This is a genomic window from Pedobacter vanadiisoli (assembly GCF_042684385.1).
Classification (GTDB): domain Bacteria; phylum Bacteroidota; class Bacteroidia; order Sphingobacteriales; family Sphingobacteriaceae; genus Pedobacter; species Pedobacter vanadiisoli.
Genome location: NZ_JBHULL010000037.1, coordinates 1 through 17,712, shown reverse-complemented (window position 1 = coordinate 17,712; position 17,712 = coordinate 1). Strand labels below are relative to the sequence as shown.

Below are 17,712 nucleotides of genomic sequence, written 5' to 3'. Positions count from 1 at the left end.
TCGTATTTTATCTTCTATTGCAATAAACTCTTTACAATTGGTAAAAACCATTATTACAAGTCAAAAAAGTATATTCGTGACAATAAACTAACAAACCATGAACTATAAAAAGACCATTGTAATGGGCTTACTGGCCTGCCTTGTCATCAGCCTGAGTGCCTTTATGCCAAAAACCGAACCAGCGCCAAAAGCAAAAAACTTGAAGGTATTGCCTAAAAATATCAGCAAGGAAGAATTGGACAAAGTAATGGACGATTTTAAACTTGCTTTAGGTGTGCGCTGTAGCCATTGCCATGCCCCGATGAAAGATAACCCACGTAAAATGGATTTCGCCAGTGATGAGAAACCGGAGAAGGAAATCGCACGCGATATGATGCGTATGACAGCCAAGATCAATAAGAAATATTTTCACAAGGCTTTAGAGGAGGGCAAAACCATTACCCAAATTGCCTGTATCACCTGCCACAATGGTAAAACAGAGCCAGCTAAGTAACAATACGGATCCTGTTAAAATTACAAAAAGCAAGAAGCCTGATTTTCTGATCAGGCTTCTTGCTTTTAATCTCTTGCTACAAACTTGTGAAAGGCACTTTCATCTCCACTAGCTTTATTTTCCTGATACAAAAAATCGAGTTGATGCTCATCAAAGGTTTTAAAAAAAGTATCCCAATCAGTTTCTTTTAAGCCGGATGAGTTATTGCCCTAGATAGGGAAATGTATTCTTAAAAGACCGGCTCCTTTGCTTTTTGAGGTATCAGCAACTATGGTAGGTACGCCACCATGCGCCTCTGCCCATGCTTTAATGGTTGATGGTTATGTATCTGTTTCGAACTGCTCATTGTTTATAAATTTGTTTTTAGTCGACAGACTAATCATAGCATCATATTCGAAAGGAAATGGTTTTGATTTAATAAAAAAAGCGCCGATCAAATATGAACGGCGCTTTTAATAATATAAACTATTAAGTATTAGTTAAAGTTATAACGAACACCAAACTGCATGTAGTAAGTTGAAGAAATGGTCTGAGAAGTACCAAATGTTTCTCTAGTAATATCACCTTGACTGTTATTAAGTCTAAATGTAGGCTTTGTAGTATCACTTATAGCGCCAACATTTTGTGGAACTAAGATAGAAGAACTATTTACAAAGTTTACATTACCCCATTTACGGTTTAATAAATTACCTACGTTGAAGATATCCACTGTAAATTGGAAAGAATTTTTAGTGTTACCAAAGTTCTTGAAAACCTCTTGTGTTAACCTAAAATCAAACTGATTTCTCCATGGAGAAGTTGCTGCATTACGCTGAGCAAATTCACCCCTGTGTTTACTTAAATAGGCATCTTGCTGGATATAAGCTTCGAAAATATCTGCCTGGTCTTGAGCGCTATACGCTCCTTTATAATTGGTTGTTCCAGCAGGAATAGCAACGAATGATGAAGCTGTCATTTCTCCTGGTTTAGGAATATAAATTAAATCATTTCCCGATTGACCATCACGGTTAAAATCTGTACTATAAGTATAAGAGAATCTTCCTTGTTGAGTTCCCTCATAGAATAATGAGAACGAAGTTGCTAAATTTCCGAAATACTCTTTTCTGTAAGAAATGTTAGCAATAATACGATCAGGATTTAAGTTTTGAGAATAACTCAGAGTTGGTTTATTTGGGTTGCCAGAAGTTGCAGGAATTGACCACAAGTTCAATAACTGGTCACCACCACCATCGCCGTAATTACGCTGATCAGATCTGGTATAAGCGATCATTGCAGATAATCCGCTTTGGAATTGCTTCGTTAACTGTGCAGTAGCTAACCAGTTGTAACCACCTTTTGAATTTGTCATCTGAATTACGTTGAAACCAGATGAACTTGTGGTAGCTGCGGTAGATGCAACGGCACCGCCGTTTGTTAATGAAACAAATTGTCTGGCGAAAGCTCCTGCTGATGTTGTAGGCAATTGACCACCTGAAGGGAACATTAATCTATTATCGCCATAACCACTGATGTTTAATGCAGTTGGGTTAACCAAGTTTATGTTTTGAGCAACCGCAACGTTTAAGTCACGTCCATAAATACCTTCCAAAGTTCCAATAATACCCCAAGGTAATTTAATATCAAATGCAATGCTTGATTTCCATGTTTGTGGTAATTTCAGGTTAGGAGACATTACACTAATGCTGCTTGGAATTGAAGATCCTGCAGCAGGAGCAGCGCTTAGTAAATTTGGAGCTATGCTTGGATTAAAAAACGGTGTATTTGCTTGTCCTGAATAAGTTTGGGTATATTGTAATAACCCAGCGTCACCTGATTGAGAAACAATCCATACAAATGGAATACGACCGGTAAAGATACCAGTACCACCACGTACCTGGAACGAGCGATCACCAAATACATTCCAGTTAAAACCAAAACGTGGTGAATAAGAAATTCTATTTTCAGGTAAAACACCAGTATCTACTTTTTGTCCATTAAAACTTAAGCCAGCAACCAATGGGTGTGTTCTAATTTCACTTACATCAGGATATGTGGCTTGTTCAAGACGCAAACCAGCTGTTAGTTTTAAACGGTCAGATACAGTAAATTCATCTTGTAAATAGGCAGAATACTGATTAAATTTAAAACTTGGATAAGCTTGAGAACCATCCGCAGTTAAGGGATAAGTAACAGCGTAATTCGAAGGTTTAGCATTATTTACAAAATCAGCCCAAGAATTAAATACGTAGTAACCTGTACCAAAACGTTGGAAACCATTTTTGGTAGTGCTAAATTCAGCTTGTAAACCTAAACTAAGGTTGTGTTTTCCCAAAGCGATACTTAAATCATCAGAATAAGTATAACCTTTAACATCTCTTAAGTTTCCGTAAGTAAATGGCTCATAACCGAAAGTTGTTGCTACAGCCGGGCCATCTAAGATATCAACCAATGGAAATGGGCTACTATCCGATTTCCTTGGATCATTTTGATGAGAATAAGTTGCCCTTGCTACGTTCGTTACTTTACTACCAAAAGATGAAGTTAATTCTGCCACAGCAGAGTATAGATTTGCCGCTTGGTAATAGTTAGAATTTGCAAATGATAATGCAGTACTTGCTGCTCTATTATTGGCACTTGAAAAAGTTACACCAGAACCAGTTGTAGAAGTACTTAAAGACGATGGTGATTGACTTTCTACCTGATTATATCTTACACTAAAACGGTGATTTTTTGTAATGTTCCAATCTAAACGGGCAAACATTTTCTCGTTATCACTTATATTAGAATAACCCTGATAAGGACCTGTTTCATAACCATACTTAGATTGCAGATAAGATGAAACTGTATTTAAGAAATCTACGGTTGGTTTTGCAACAAATGATGGTGTATTTGCACCGCCAAAAGGAAGTTGAGGTGTTGATGCAATTTTGTTGGTTCCTGGTTGAATAGTATGTTTCTTTTCGTAGTTTACAAAGAAGAATAACTTATCTTTTACAATTGGGCCACCTAAGCTAAAACCGTAATTTTTCTCATCAAGTTTTTGTAAAACAGGGATTCTATAAGTTTCGCCTATTCTTTTTCCTTGCTGCTCTTCTCCTCGCATAGTATAAAAAGCATTACCAGAAAAAGTATTGGTACCAGAACGGGTTACGGCTGTAACAGAACCTCCCGTAAAACCAGTTTGACGAACGTCAAATGGAGTCACGTTAATCGAAATCTGCTCTAACGCATCGATTGAAATTGGAGAACCGCCCGCAGGAATGTTCTGACCAATACCAAATTGGTTGTTAAAATTAGCCCCATCTACAGTGAAGTTGTTTGAACGGTAATTACCGCCACCAATTGATGTACCGTTAGCCTGTGGTGTTAAACGGGTTAAGTCGTTAACACTTCTGCTGATAGTTGGTTGACTTTGGATCTGCTGTTTACTGATCACCGTAGAAGTACCATTCCTACTTGAATTCATGATTGAATTGGTACTTTGACCAACCACTTTAACCTCTGCAAGTGTAGAACTGTTGTCTGTTAACACTAAATTTAAAAGATAAGGCTCACCTAATTTCAAATAAACTTCAGTTTGTTTCTCTGGCCTGTAACCAACAAAACTTACTTCAATGGTGTAAGGACCGCCAACACGCATACCACCGATGGTAAAACGGCCATCGTTATTTGTAGATACCGAATAAACAGTCCCGGTTGGTGTGTGCGTTGCTTTAACACTCGCACCAGGCAAGGCGCCTTTGGCATCCTTAATTGTTCCTGTCATTGATGAAGTGGTTACCTGTGCGTTAACGCCGAAAGTAATACCTACAAATGCAACAATAACCAGTACTAATCTTAAAAGTAAAGATTTCTTCATACTTTGTTCTTTAAATGTTTTTTGTTGTTGAATAATAATCTAATAGGGATTTTATTGTTGCAAATGTCTTAATAAAATTTAACACATTTTAACATCCAATGTTAAAAAATTATTAAGTCGGCCAAAACTTTTCAACATTTAACACATATTACCCAAAATATAACTTTCAGTTTATCAATACATTGTCATTAAAGCTAAATTTTTAATAACGAAACATTCAGTTGATTATAATTTAAACATAAAACTGATGTTAACTTTGGTATTATTTAAATTATATATATTAACACCATTTTTTTACCCCGAACATCCTGATTATTTAACTTTTTATTACCTATACCATATATTATTCTGCCAATCAACCGGATAATAACGATTATTTTCAAACAGAACTTTCTGAACAATAACCCTCCAATGTAATTTTTAAAGGCTATATTAACATTGCCCTATTCAATTGACATTTTTTTTTTAGTTTTGAGCGATTATTAAAGGGATAAAGCCTTTAACTTTTGTAGTGTACAGAATTAGATGAACAGATAACCGTGACCTTTGGATTACCGGTTAATGCAGAACAATTAAAAACAAATCTCTTTAAAATAGATATGAACCGTCCATAATTATGGTTAAATTATGGTAAGCTCCGTCTGACGGATAAAAAACAAATTAGAAAAAACAGATGAATTACGACGTTATTGTTTTAGGCAGCGGCCCAGGTGGTTACGTAGCTGCGATCAGAGCTTCTCAATTGGGACTAAAAGTTGCAATTGTTGAGCGTGAATCATTAGGTGGTATTTGTTTAAACTGGGGCTGTATCCCTACCAAAGCACTTTTAAAAAGCGCTCAGGTTTTCGAATATATCAATCATGCTGCTGATTACGGAATTACTACTTCGGGTGCTACTGCCGATTTTGCTGCTGTGGTAAAACGTAGCCGTGGTGTTGCCGATGGCATGAGTAAAGGCGTTCAGTTTTTAATGAAGAAAAATAAAATTGACGTGATTATGGGTACGGGTAAAGTTAAACCCGGCAATAAATTAGAAGTTAAAGGTGCTGATGGTTCGCAAAAAGAACTTACCGCTAAAAATATCATCATAGCTACAGGTGCACGTTCAAGAGAATTGCCTAACCTGAAACAGGATGGCAAAAAAATTATCGGTTACCGCCAGGCCATGGTACTTCCTGAATTACCAAAAAGCATGGTAGTAGTAGGTTCAGGTGCTATCGGTGTCGAGTTTGCTTATTTCTATGCCACCATGGGCACCAAAGTAACCATTGTTGAGTTCATGGAAAACGTTGTTCCGGTTGAGGATGAAGACGTTTCAAAACAACTGCTGCGCAGCTTAAAGAAAACCGGTATCGATGTAATGACCTCAGCCAGTGTTGAATCTGTTGATACCAGTGGTGCAGGTTGCAAAGTTTCGGTTAAAACAGCTTCAGGTATGCAAACCATCGAAGCCGATATCGTACTTTCTGCGGCGGGCATTGTGGCCAACATCGAAAACATTGGTTTAGAAGAAGTAGGAATCAAAACCGAAAAAGGTAAAATTGTTACCGACGAGTTCTACAACACTTCGGTAAAAGGATACTATGCTATTGGCGATGTGGTTGGCGGACAAGCCCTCGCTCACGTTGCTTCTGCAGAAGGTATTATCTGTGTAGAGAAAATTGCGGGTCAGCATGTAGAGCCTTTAGATTACAATAATATTCCGGGATGTACTTATTGCACGCCAGAAATTGCTTCGGTTGGTTACACCGAAAAAGCAGCCAAGGCAGCAGGTTATGAGTTAAAAATCGGTAAATTCCCATTCTCGGCCTCAGGTAAAGCGAGTGCTGCCGGTGCTAAAGATGGTTTTGTAAAACTAATTTTCGATGCAAAATACGGCGAATTATTGGGCGCACACATGATCGGTGCCAACGTAACCGAAATGATTGCCGAAATTGTTGTGGCCCGTAAATTAGAAACAACCGGACACGAAATCATTAAATCGGTTCACCCTCACCCAACCATGAGCGAAGCCATTATGGAAGCTGCTGCCGATGCTTATGGAGAAGTGATACATTTGTAAGGTTTAAAGGTAGAAGGCATAAGGCCCAAACCATAAGCGAAATCAATATTATTATAAAACCCTTTAGCTAATTCTAAAGGGTTTTTTGTTATGATATATGCTGCAAACGCCCAACCAATCCTCCCCTTCAGGCCATTTATCACTTTTTTTATTTGCCGGTAGCACCTGTATTTCATATATTTAGCCCGGCCGCCAAAGATTTACATCGGGCCATAAACCAAATATTTTATTATAAGTACTGATAAAGGCTACATGCACCTTTATATCATTTATTTTTTGCCTAAATCAAATTATGAGTGTAAACCGTTATTACAAACCCGAACTTGATGTACTGTGTTTTTGCGCATTCCTTTTTGTCTTCTTTGTGCACCGGCTGGATTTAGCACCTGTTGATACAGGCAAATACTTTTGGGCTTACCACCTAAGCCTCTTAGGCAATTACGGTGTACCACTTTTTTTCTTTTTGAGTTCTTTTCTGATTACGGAACTCCTCCGGCGGGAGGATATGCATTTTGGAAAAATAGAGGTTAAATCATTTTACATCAGACGTATTTTACGCATCTGGCCTTTGTATTTTACATTTTTCTTCACCATGGTACTGCTAACCCATACCACTCATATTTTCTCATCAGCTATCCCCGCAAAAGCACAGCTGGCCTTTACCTTTTTTGCCGGCAACTGGTATATTACCTTTAACGAATGGCAGTCGTACTGTATTAACCCTTTATGGAGCGTGTCTGTCGAAGAACAGTTATACATCCTGTTGCCACTGATCCTGCTTTTTACTGGAAAGAAAGGTACCATTGCTTTTTCGATCCTATCAATTTTAGCCGCCTACATCACCATTGTGTATTATGCGCTAAGGCCCACAAGTGGATTTAATGGTCAATGGACCAATAGTTTCGTTCAGTTTCAGTTTTTTGCTGCAGGGATCCTGTTATCCATATTTTTAAAGGGCAGGTTACCCAAATGGAACGCTGCCGTACGTATCGGTCTTTTTATTACCGGAATCGTTTGCTGGCTAATGGCCTCAATGGTTTGCCAAGTAACAGCCGATGCCCCTCATCTCAATACCGTAATGCAATCGGTAAGCGGCTGGTTTCTTATTCTTATCGGGGTAACATCAATGTTTTTATCGTTTTACGGAGCATCATCAAAATATATGCCTGGCGCACTTGTTTACCTCGGCCGCATCTCTTATGGAATGTATATATTCCACATCACTATTTACTGGATAACCTATGTCATCTTCAAAAATGAATTGGCAGCATTCAGCAAAACGATAGGCCTGGCCGAGTGGAAAAACAGCATCGGTTTTATCATTGCATTTATTATAACCGTAGTGTTGGCATCACTATCTTACCGTTATTTTGAAAAACCTTTCCTTAAATTAAAGAACCGCTATACACTGATTCCTTCGAGGGATTAAAAAACAGTAACTTACCAGTCCAACATAACCCGATCAATCAAACCGAAAAGATTTGTGTAATTTTACCAATCACATTCCTTACTCTACAGATGAAACTCCATACCATAAACACAGGCTTTTTTAAACTCGACGGCGGTGCCATGTTTGGCGTAGTGCCCAAAGCAATCTGGCAAAAAACCAATCCGGCCGATGCCAATAACCTCTGTACCTGGGCCATGCGCTGTTTACTGATCGAAGAAGGCAATCAACTGATTTTGGTGGATACCGGAATTGGAAATAAACAGGATGAGAAGTTTTTCAGCCATTATTACCTCCATGGCGATGATAGCATGGAAAAATCGCTGGCACAATTGGGATTCAGGACCAGCGATATTACTGATGTTTTTTTAACACACCTTCATTTCGATCATGTGGGTGGTGCAGTAGTAAGGGACGGGGATAAACTGAAACCTGCTTTTGGCAATGCCACCTACTGGAGCAATGAAAAGCACTGGCAATGGGCAATAGCGCCCAATGCACGTGAAAAGGCATCATTTTTAAAGGAGAATATTTTACCCTTACAGGAAAGCGGCCAGCTTAAATTTATTGCCGAACAGGAAAACATAGCCTGGCAAAAAGACATCAACATCAGCTTTGCTTATGGACATACCGATGCCATGATGCTGCCGAAAATTAACTATAAAGGCAAAACCATCGTTTACATGGCCGATCTTTTACCCTCAGTTGGTCACCTGCCCCTGCCCTATGTAATGGCTTATGATATGTTCCCATTAAAAACACTGACCGAAAAGCAGGCCTTTTTAGAAGAAGCTGTTAACAACAATTATATCTTATACCTGGAACACGATCCCCTTAACGAATGCTGTACCCTACAACGCACAGAAAAAGGTATCCGTGTAGCAGAAACCTTTAAACTCAGCGAAGTTTAACAGGATCATTACTTTATTATTGGACTTTCCATGGGGTACCACACAAATTTATTTTGGATTTTATTTGTATTTAATCTAAATAATCACAATTTTTGTAACCAATGGAAAAAGCATGTGTCGATATCAACCAACTGGTTAACGTATTCTCAAACAACCATGGTTCTGTTTATCAATCAGATAAACTAAATTGCTTTTATGTAGATTTTGGAGGCAAATTTGCCCGCTTCAACTGCTTATCTCTTCAAAAATTAAAAAAGGTAGTAGAAGAGATCAATATCGACGCCCTCCTGTTAAATACCCAAAAAGCCAATTTTGAACTCGTTACCTTTAACGGCTGCGAACATATCTATTTATTAAGCGCACTAGAAATCATTGCTTTAAAAGATTTACTGCAAGGAACATTTACCATGTTTAAGCTAAACCACATTATAAGCGACTGTCTTTATAGGTTGGTTTACTAGATCTGGTTCATAGGGCATTAGTTTATTCGTCATTAGTCATTGGTTCATTGGTCATTAGTCATCGGTCTATTGGGCATTAGTTCAATGGTTCATTAGTTATTTGTTCGTCGGTGCAGCAAATTGGTTAACTGCAATTACTCACAGCCGTCCTCCTGAACTTGATTCAGGATCTGAAACGAGTGGTTTAACAATGATTAATAGCCACATCCCTTATAACCATTACTAAAACCTTAATTTTCTTAACTTCTTAATGGTCAGAATAATCGGTTAGCTGTATAAACCGGTTAATTACTAACTCCAAATTGCAAACCGCTAACCGAATCGTCATTTGACCGGAGTGTAACGCCATAGAGAAACCTTTCTCCGTATACCTGCATTATAAAAGATCCTTCATTGCATTCAGGATGACAGATTATTGGAAAGAGATAGTCAGGTGCTAAAAACTGCCAACTGAAAACTGTCAACTTCCAACTGAAAACTACTCACTATACACCTGATCCTCAACTACAATCCGTATCGCGTTATTCTAACATTACCACCGCCCTCCCGTCTTATTTAAACTGATTACAAATAACTAATTATCAGCAATTTAGACTAATTTCATATTGTAAATAAATTATAAAGCCGAACAAATTCATTTTACATTTGTATTGTTATTAAAGCACAGAATTATGAAAGACTTAATGCGTATCCAATGTTTAATATCGCAGGATATTGAAGCATTGTTAAATCAACAAATCAAGAAAGAGGCACACTCTTCATCACTATATTTATCTATGTCATCTTGGTGCGATCAAAATGGCTTCGACTATTCGGCAGATTACTTCTTAAAACAATCTGAAGAAGAAAGGGTACACCAGCTTAAATTGTTTAAATATGTATTAGACATGGGTGGAAATGCCATCTCTCCTGAAGTAAGCGGAATCAAAACAGACTTCTCCAGTTTCAGAGAAGTTTTTGAAGATGCCCTGGAAGCAGAAATCGCAATTACCCAAAGCTTCAAAAACATTGCAGCTAAATGCCACAAAGAGCAGGATTTTGTAACCATGGAATTCTTAAACTGGTTCCTGAAAGAGCAACGCGAAGAAGAATACAAAGCACGCAGGGCCTTAGAATTGTTCGAAGTAATTGGCGAAGAAGGTACCGGAAGATGGGAAATCGACAAACACGTGAACAAAATCAATTATTCCGAAGAATAAACAACAACAAAACATAGCTTAAAGCTACTCCTAACCGGGTAGCTTTTTTTTTGCCTTTTTTTGATACCGTATTAGTACCTAAGTGATATGATTCAATAAAACTCCCAGGCTTACAAAAATGTCTTTCGTATAGAAAAGGAGGACATTTATGAAAGAGCAGAATAATGCAGATGTAAACATTGTTCCGCAGTTGGACAAAGCGTTCGGCCTGAATATGCACAAAGACAAGATCGTTGGCTTTATTTCTTACAGGCAAAAGCTGCGTTGTATTATCGGATAAAGCAGCAGTGGCCATCTACTGAATCATAACATATACAATATTAAAAGGACGGATAAGGTTTTAGAGAAAATAGTCTGTAACCTAAGTTGCCTAACTATTAAATAGCACCCAGGCTTGCTCCATGAGAACGCAGAGGAAACTTATTTTTTAAGCTATATACTTGTCGAGCTTAAAAATTCTAGCACAGTCTTAACATTGTGATCTTGTGGCACAATTGTGTCAATCAAAAGTTCACCTTCATCAGGTTGGAGTTGCATCACCTTGTATCTACTTTTAAACTCTTCAAAGTCAGTGATAAGCTGATTAGGTGCTGGATTTATTACACGCTCTTTAAACCGTTCTGACCATATCCGCTCATCACTACAAGTCACAAGAATTGTTTTCAAGTGTACTTGATGAGTTCTGCACCACGCTCTAAATGAGGTTATATCCTCTTCAAATTGAAAAGGACAGTCTATGATTAATGTCGATGAATTATGAATGTTACTGGTAACGAGGCTATAAATGATATTAAAGGTTATTTTATTCCGTAGATCATGGTTGCCTGATAAGGAAACAAGTTGATCGTAAATGTCATCTTTCCTAATAATTGGTACGCTCATTTTAGCAGAGACCAAATTTGACATCGTTGTCTTACCTGTTCCAGGTCGGCCTCTAAAGAGTATTAATAGCATAAATTCTTTTATCAAAGCTACTTATTCTAAATAAATTACGCGTTAAGAATAGAAGATTTTTAGAGGAACCTTAACTTAATCATCTTTTAATCCGCGTTACTTATCTTTTTTAAATCTGCGGGAAAAAGCTCAACCAAATCCCTTTGTTTCCTGCAGATCATCCGGAAAAGAGCCGAAGACCCAAAAGGATTTTATTAAATCATTAATTGGGAAATCGTAAGACATATAGCATCAGGCCGGGCCAGATGCGAGAATGACGACTATTCTAATCCCAAAGCATCTTAATTTCACTGTGTTTCAGTCGAAATAACGATACTGCTTACCTTTCCAGCTTCACTTCATCTGATCATTATCGTATAACGCGGGCAACATTCTAAAAAAGAAAAGCTCCAGTTTTTCTGGAGCTTTCTTGGTTTGGATTGTTTGGTTTATGTTGATTATGAATAAGTCTTAAGAGTTTTATAAAAAAAGCGCTATCACAGCGCTTTTTTTAAACCAAATATATAATAATAATTAACGAGCACTACAAAAGTACGAACTTTATTAATATTTGCAAGTATTTTTCTTAAAAAAATTAAATATTTCAATAAAAAATATAAAAAACACAAATAATAGCACATAAATAACCATACAAAACATTAAAAATCAGTATAAATATTAATTTTATAGATAAAAAACATCATTATTTACTTATAAAAACATATTTTAAGGAAATATTTAAGAAAAATGATAGAAGATTTTATTAAAAGCTATTCAAATCATCCTAAAACCTACGACGAAATGTTTTTAAATGGTGATCATTACCGTGATCATTACACAAACTTTATCAACAATTTCTCTAAAGAATCGCTCGAAAACCTAAACAAAAAGGAAGAACTCGCCAAAAAGCTGTTCATGAGCCAGGGAATTACCTTTACCGTATACGATAGCGGCGAAGGAATCGAAAAAATCTTTCCTTTTGATATTATCCCCCGTATTATCACCTCTTCTGAATGGAATTTTATAGAAAAGGGAATAAAACAACGTTTAAAAGCACTTAACCTTTTCTTAAAAGATGTTTATAGCAATCAATTTATCTTAAAAGATAAAATTGTACCTATAAATGTCATTTATTCCTGTCCGCATTTCCTTAGGGAGATGCATAATGTAAATGTACTGCACGATATCTATATCCATATTGCCGGAATAGACCTGATCAGGGATCACGACGGTACATTTTACGTACTGGAAGATAATTTGCGCACGCCATCTGGCGTAAGTTATATGCTCGAAAACAGGGAAATTACCAAAAGGTTATTCCCTGATCTTATCCCCCAGTGCGGCGTAAGGAGCGTAACCGAATATCCGGCTATCCTGTATAAAAATTTAATGGCCCTTTCGCCAAGGGCAGTTTCCAATCCAACCATTGTACTGCTAAGTCCGGGCATGTATAATTCTGCTTATTACGAACATACCACATTGGCCCGTTTAATGGGTGTAGAACTGGTAGAAGGACGCGACCTGGTAGTTAAAAACCAAAAGGTATTCATGAAAACCACTACAGGCCTGCAGCAGGTAGATGTGATTTACCGCCGTGTAGACGACGACTATCTCGATCCTTTGGTGTTTAACCCAAACAGTGTACTGGGTGTAGCCGGCCTGATGGGTGCTTACCGTAAAGGCAATGTAGCCATTATTAATGCCGTAGGCAATGGTGTAGCCGACGACAAAGCCGTTTATACCTATGTGCCGGATATGATCAGGTATTACCTGAACGAAGATCCCATCTTAAAAAATGTACCCACCTACCAGCTCAGCAATAAAGAAGAGCTCGATTATGTTTTTGCAAACATCAATACCATGGTCATAAAAAAAACCAATGGCAGTGGCGGTTATGGCATGCTGATGGGGCATGCATCAAGCGAACAGGAAACGGAAGAATATAAAATTGAGGTATTGAAAGATCCGCGCAATTTTATTGCCCAACCCACCATCAGCCTGTCGTCTGCACCGTGCTTTATCAACGGAAAACTGGCACCGCGGCGGATCGACCTTCGCCCGTTCGCTTTAAATGGCCCTGATGGCATTTCAATTGTTCCCGGAGGCTTAACCAGGGTAGCGCTAAAAGAAGGTTCGCTGGTGGTAAACAGTTCGCAGGGCGGCGGCAGTAAAGATACATGGGTTTTAACTTCTTAGAATACAGAATAATATGTTAAGTAGAGTTGCTTCAAGTTTATATTGGTTAAGCAGATATGTTGAGCGCAGCGACGGTATGCTGCGCATGTTAAAAATAAATTATGCTTCCTCACAAGATACCATACAGGAATTTACCTGGAAACCCGTCATCAGGATTTTTTCTTCAGACGATGAAAACGAATTATTGAACATCCAGCATGATAGCCGTGCGGTAATCGAATACCTGCTGTTAAACCGTGAAAATCCAAATTCGATTTTAAACATTGTTACCCTGGCCCGCGAAAATGCAAGGAGTGTGCAGGAGCACATCCCCAAAGATTTATGGCAATGCCTGAACGAATACTACCATACTGTTAAAGATGAAAAGCTGTTATGGTACGTGCAAAAAGACGACCCCATTACTGCCCTGGATATTTTAATCAAACAGATAATGCTCTATAACGGGACAGCTGATAGCGCAATGGAACGTGGCGAAAGCAGGAGTTTTATGAATATTGGCAAGCACCTGGAGCGGGGCATACAGTCAGTCGACATCCTGGATATTAAATTCAGTTCGATCAGCAGCAATCCCGATTTATTAACCGATATTTCCTATTGGAAACATTTATTATTATCGTTAGGCGGTTATGAATTATACCTGAAGACTTACAGGCAAGGCTTTGATGCGAAAAACATCATCGAACTGGTGATGCTCAACAACGATTTTCCGCGTTCGGCATTATATGCCATGAACAACATAGAAAGGTATTTCAAACGGCTAAAGAGCGAAAGTAATATCGAGCACTACAACAGTTTATCTTTTAAAATAGGTCGTTTAAAAAGTATGATTACCTATAGCTCCGTTAACACCATGAACGAAGGGCAGTTGCATCATTACCTTACCGAGATCAGGGCTGAACTCTTCGGCATCGGAAATCTTTTAAATGAATATTATTTTGCAAATTCATAAACAATTCAATATTTAAGCACAAATGGGCACAAATTAACACAGATACTATTTTTTACCGATTATCCGGTGGTGTTTATCCTTATTAACTGTGGTAACCTATAAATAACAATAACCCTTATGCCAATTTTTAAAATCAAACATATTACCAATTACAAATACGAATCGCCCGTTCGGGATAGCGCGAACCAGATTATTTTATTTCCGATTAAAGATGAGTTCCAAAAAGTGGTTAAACACGACCTGAATATTTCCGGGAGTCCTGAAATTGAAATCTTTATCGATTATTATGGCAACGAGGTGGGTACTTTCACTCAAAACGAACCCCACACCCAGCTCAAAATCTTCTCGAAGGTAAGTGTAGAAACTTTTGCAAAGCCATTACCGCAAGACGATATGTTTAGTAGCGAGCAATGGAACAGCCTGGATGCGCTTAAATATGAAGTACCTTATATTGATTATTTACGACAGGAAAGTTTCGATGGGATTAGCCAACTTAAGGCAACAGCTTTGGGCATTAAGGAGGCTGATGATACCCCCTACCAAACTGCCATAAAATATTGCGCTTACGTTTTTAATAACTTCGAATATATTAAAGGCGTAACGGCTGTCGATACTACCATTGAAGAGATTTTGAAGCTGAAGGCCGGTGTATGTCAGGATTTTGCACATATACTTACTACCATGTTGCGCTTAACCGGAATACCGGCAAGGTACGTAAGCGGGTACATCTGCCCCAACAGAGACGGCATGCGCGGCGAAGGCGCTACCCACGCCTGGGCAGAGGCTTACCTGCCTGCATACGGCTGGCTGGGTTTAGACCCCACCAATAATTGCATCGTAAACGAAAACCATGTACGTTTGGCGGTAGGCCGTAATTTTGCAGACTGCTCACCTGTAAAAGGTGTTTATAAAGGCAGTTTTGAGCACATTATGGAAGTGAATGTTTCGGTTGGCTATAACGATGAAGATTTTAACGACAACGAAACCTATTTCCAGCCAAAGGAAGTGAATTACAGCAAACCCACTGGAACAATCACTACTGCAAGAACCAAAAACAGCTATCAGCAGTATATGGAAGCGATGCAGCAGCAGCAACAACAACAACAGTAGGCTGTTTTCAGTTGGCAGTTTGCAGTTACTAATGAACTAATGACCAATAATCAATTTGCAATTACTAATGACCAATGACCAATAATCAATTTGCAGTTACCAATGAACTAATGACCAATGAACTAATGACCAATAATCAATTTGCAATTACCAATGAACTAATAACCAATAACCAATGTACAGTTGGCAGTTTAAACCAAGCTTATGCAAAAAACTGAAAACTGTATACCGAAAACTGCCAACTGATAAACTTTTTTTCTAAATTTGCGCCTTTTACAAATAACAATATGATTAAGAGACAGCAAATTAAAGATTTATTAAAGTCGACAGCATTTGACACAGAAGTAACGGTTATGGGATGGGTTAGAACTTTCCGTAATAATCAGTTTATTGCCTTAAATGACGGATCTTGCATGAGTAATATCCAGGTTGTGATCGATTTTAATAATCTGCCTGATGAGCTGTTAAAAAGAATCACTACCGGAGCCGCCATTTCTGCAACGGGTAAACTGATCGAATCGCTTGGTAAAGGCCAAACCGTTGAGATTAAAGCCACCAGTGTTGAAATTTTAGGCGACAGCGATCCGGAGAAATTCCCTTTGCAACCTAAAAAACACAGCCTGGAGTTTTTACGCGAAATTGCACACCTGCGTTTCCGTACCAATACTTTTAACGCCGTTTTTAAGGTTCGCCATGCATTAGCATTCGCCATCCACCAGTTTTACAACGAACGCGGCTTTGTGTACATGCACACCCCGGTAATTACGGCCAGTGATGCTGAAGGTGCCGGCGAAATGTTTAAAGTTACCACTTTAGATTTCGACAACCCGCCACGCACTGACGAAGGTAAAGTTGATTTCTCGCAGGATTTCTTTGCCCGTGCTACCAACTTAACCGTATCGGGCCAGTTAGAGGGCGAATTGGCTGCCATGGCTTTTGGTAAGATATATACTTTCGGACCTACCTTCAGGGCCGAGAACTCAAATACCACCCGCCATTTGGCCGAGTTCTGGATGATTGAGCCTGAGTTTGCTTTTGCCGACCTGGAAGACAACATGCAGCTTGCCGAAGACATGATGAAGTATGTAATTAAATATGCTTTAGACAACTGCAAAGAGGAACTGGAATTTTTAAATAACCGCCTGGCTGAAGAAGATAAACAAAAGCCGCAAAACGAGCGCAGCGAATTGAGTTTATTGGAAAAACTGGATTTCTGCCTGGCCAACGATTTTGAACGTTTAACCTATACAGAGGCCATCAGGATATTAAAATCTTCTAAACCTAACCAGAAGAAACAATTTAAATACCTGATTGATGAGTGGGGAGCTGATTTACAAAGCGAGCACGAACGTTACCTGGTAGAAAAACATTTTAAAAAGCCGGTAATCTTAACCGATTACCCTGCAGATATTAAATCGTTCTACATGCGCCAGAACGAACCGGATGCCGAAGGCAGGCAAACTGTTGCCGCTATGGATATCCTGTTCCCGGGCATTGGCGAAATGATTGGCGGATCGCAGCGTGAAGAGCGTTTAGATCGCTTAATCCAACGCATGGAAACCTTAAATATCCCGCAGGAGGAATTGTGGTGGTATTTAGATACCCGCCGCTTTGGTACCGCACCGCACGCTGGTTTCGGTTTAGGTTTTGAACGTTTGGTATTGTTCGTAACCGGCATGACCAATATCCGCGATGTAATTGCGTTCCCAAGATTCCCTAAAAACGCAGAGTTTTAAGGGTGGCTAGGGTTAGCGCCAGGCGATCAGCGTAAAGCGATTAGCGATCAGCGTTTGGCGATAAAAGAACAAGCCCTGTAAATAAAAAAGCGGTCAGGTTAAAAAATCTGACCGCTTTTTTTATTTCCTCCCATCGTGACGATTCAGGGGTAGCCAATTGTAAAATGGGCGTTGTCGTTCCGTAGGAACGGTTGGTCATTCCCTCCCTTAACCCTTCTTCTGTTGCAGCCACCTAAACCTGATTGAAGCAAAAAGCCCACAGCGCTGGACTGCCCCCAAAAAGTTGGACAAACTTATTAATTATTTAAGACTTGTGCCCGGTATTCAACCGGGCTCATTCCATTTAAGTTCAATCTTATCCTTTTATTGTTATAATA

At 38.8% G+C, this 17,712-nt stretch carries 14 protein-coding genes; 11 read left to right on the top strand and 3 right to left on the bottom strand.

All coding sequences use genetic code 11. From position 1 onward, the window contains the following. Positions 1-97 precede the first annotated feature (97 nt). Positions 98-493: a c-type cytochrome gene (locus ACFSR6_RS18445; RefSeq protein WP_379081587.1), complete on the top strand. Its 396-nt coding sequence runs from the start codon at positions 98-100 to the stop codon at positions 491-493. 475 nt (positions 494-968) lie between these two features. Here the strand turns inward: ACFSR6_RS18445 and ACFSR6_RS18440 are convergent, their stop codons facing one another. Continuing rightward, positions 969-4,331, bottom strand: coding sequence for a TonB-dependent receptor (locus ACFSR6_RS18440; protein ID WP_379081585.1), 3,363 nt, complete (start codon positions 4,329-4,331; stop codon positions 969-971). A 673-nt stretch (positions 4,332-5,004) separates the two neighbouring features. On the opposite strand from ACFSR6_RS18440, the gene lpdA reads away from it, so the two are divergent. The 6 genes from lpdA to ACFSR6_RS18410 all read left to right on the top strand — a co-directional run bounded on the left by lpdA (position 5,005) and on the right by ACFSR6_RS18410 (position 10,691). Then, on the top strand, positions 5,005-6,393 hold the full coding sequence (lpdA, locus tag ACFSR6_RS18435) for a dihydrolipoyl dehydrogenase (RefSeq protein WP_379081583.1): 1,389 nt from the start codon (positions 5,005-5,007) through the stop codon (positions 6,391-6,393). Positions 6,394-6,685: 292 nt separating this feature from the next. After that, complete coding sequence (locus ACFSR6_RS18430) at positions 6,686-7,822, top strand: acyltransferase family protein (protein ID WP_379081581.1); 1,137 nt, start codon at positions 6,686-6,688, stop codon at positions 7,820-7,822. An 89-nt stretch (positions 7,823-7,911) separates the two neighbouring features. Continuing rightward, entirely contained in the window at positions 7,912-8,751 is an 840-nt protein-coding gene (locus ACFSR6_RS18425; RefSeq protein ID WP_379081579.1) for an MBL fold metallo-hydrolase, read from the top strand. 101 nt (positions 8,752-8,852) lie between these two features. Next, positions 8,853-9,212 (top strand): hypothetical protein, encoded by a 360-nt coding sequence (locus ACFSR6_RS18420; RefSeq protein WP_379081577.1) that lies wholly within the window; start codon positions 8,853-8,855, stop codon positions 9,210-9,212. 671 nt (positions 9,213-9,883) lie between these two features. Beyond that, the gene (locus ACFSR6_RS18415; protein ID WP_379081575.1) at positions 9,884-10,411 is read left to right on the top strand and encodes a ferritin; all 528 of its coding nucleotides are present in this window, start codon (positions 9,884-9,886) and stop codon (positions 10,409-10,411) included. A 148-nt stretch (positions 10,412-10,559) separates the two neighbouring features. Then, positions 10,560-10,691, top strand: coding sequence for a hypothetical protein (locus ACFSR6_RS18410; RefSeq protein WP_379081573.1), 132 nt, complete (start codon positions 10,560-10,562; stop codon positions 10,689-10,691). 152 nt (positions 10,692-10,843) lie between these two features. Here ACFSR6_RS18410 and ACFSR6_RS18405 read toward each other — a convergent pair whose 3' ends face one another. Next, entirely contained in the window at positions 10,844-11,365 is a 522-nt protein-coding gene (locus tag ACFSR6_RS18405) for an AAA family ATPase (protein WP_379081633.1), read from the bottom strand. A gap of 726 nt (positions 11,366-12,091) precedes the next feature. Here ACFSR6_RS18405 and ACFSR6_RS18400 point away from each other — a divergent pair. From ACFSR6_RS18400 to asnS, 4 genes are all read left to right on the top strand, one after another. Then, on the top strand, positions 12,092-13,540 hold the full coding sequence (locus ACFSR6_RS18400; protein WP_379081571.1) for a circularly permuted type 2 ATP-grasp protein: 1,449 nt from the start codon (positions 12,092-12,094) through the stop codon (positions 13,538-13,540). 13 nt (positions 13,541-13,553) lie between these two features. Beyond that, positions 13,554-14,489, top strand: coding sequence for an alpha-E domain-containing protein (locus ACFSR6_RS18395; RefSeq protein ID WP_379081568.1), 936 nt, complete (start codon positions 13,554-13,556; stop codon positions 14,487-14,489). Positions 14,490-14,606: 117 nt separating this feature from the next. After that, entirely contained in the window at positions 14,607-15,599 is a 993-nt protein-coding gene (locus tag ACFSR6_RS18390) for a transglutaminase family protein (protein WP_379081566.1), read from the top strand. A 287-nt stretch (positions 15,600-15,886) separates the two neighbouring features. After that, complete coding sequence (asnS, locus tag ACFSR6_RS18385; protein WP_379081564.1) at positions 15,887-17,335, top strand: asparagine--tRNA ligase; 1,449 nt, start codon at positions 15,887-15,889, stop codon at positions 17,333-17,335. Positions 17,336-17,631: 296 nt separating this feature from the next. Here the strand turns inward: asnS and ACFSR6_RS18380 are convergent. Beyond that, positions 17,632-17,712, bottom strand: an 81-nt coding sequence (locus tag ACFSR6_RS18380) for an IS3 family transposase (RefSeq protein WP_379081631.1), incomplete at its 5' end; no start/stop codon positions are given.

Coding starts and splice junctions, on each gene's coding strand:
- ACFSR6_RS18420 (WP_379081577.1), top strand. CDS start 8,853: ATGGAAAAAGCATGTGTCGATATCAACCAACTGGTTAACGTATTCTCA.
- ACFSR6_RS18400 (WP_379081571.1), top strand. CDS start 12,092: ATGATAGAAGATTTTATTAAAAGCTATTCAAATCATCCTAAAACCTAC.
- ACFSR6_RS18390 (WP_379081566.1), top strand. CDS start 14,607: ATGCCAATTTTTAAAATCAAACATATTACCAATTACAAATACGAATCG.
- ACFSR6_RS18425 (WP_379081579.1), top strand. CDS start 7,912: ATGAAACTCCATACCATAAACACAGGCTTTTTTAAACTCGACGGCGGT.
- ACFSR6_RS18410 (WP_379081573.1), top strand. CDS start 10,560: ATGAAAGAGCAGAATAATGCAGATGTAAACATTGTTCCGCAGTTGGAC.
- ACFSR6_RS18430 (WP_379081581.1), top strand. CDS start 6,686: ATGAGTGTAAACCGTTATTACAAACCCGAACTTGATGTACTGTGTTTT.
- ACFSR6_RS18405 (WP_379081633.1), bottom strand. CDS start 11,365: ATGCTATTAATACTCTTTAGAGGCCGACCTGGAACAGGTAAGACAACG.
- ACFSR6_RS18440 (WP_379081585.1), bottom strand. CDS start 4,331: ATGAAGAAATCTTTACTTTTAAGATTAGTACTGGTTATTGTTGCATTT.
- ACFSR6_RS18415 (WP_379081575.1), top strand. CDS start 9,884: ATGAAAGACTTAATGCGTATCCAATGTTTAATATCGCAGGATATTGAA.
- ACFSR6_RS18395 (WP_379081568.1), top strand. CDS start 13,554: ATGTTAAGTAGAGTTGCTTCAAGTTTATATTGGTTAAGCAGATATGTT.
- asnS (WP_379081564.1), top strand. CDS start 15,887: ATGATTAAGAGACAGCAAATTAAAGATTTATTAAAGTCGACAGCATTT.
- ACFSR6_RS18445 (WP_379081587.1), top strand. CDS start 98: ATGAACTATAAAAAGACCATTGTAATGGGCTTACTGGCCTGCCTTGTC.
- lpdA (WP_379081583.1), top strand. CDS start 5,005: ATGAATTACGACGTTATTGTTTTAGGCAGCGGCCCAGGTGGTTACGTA.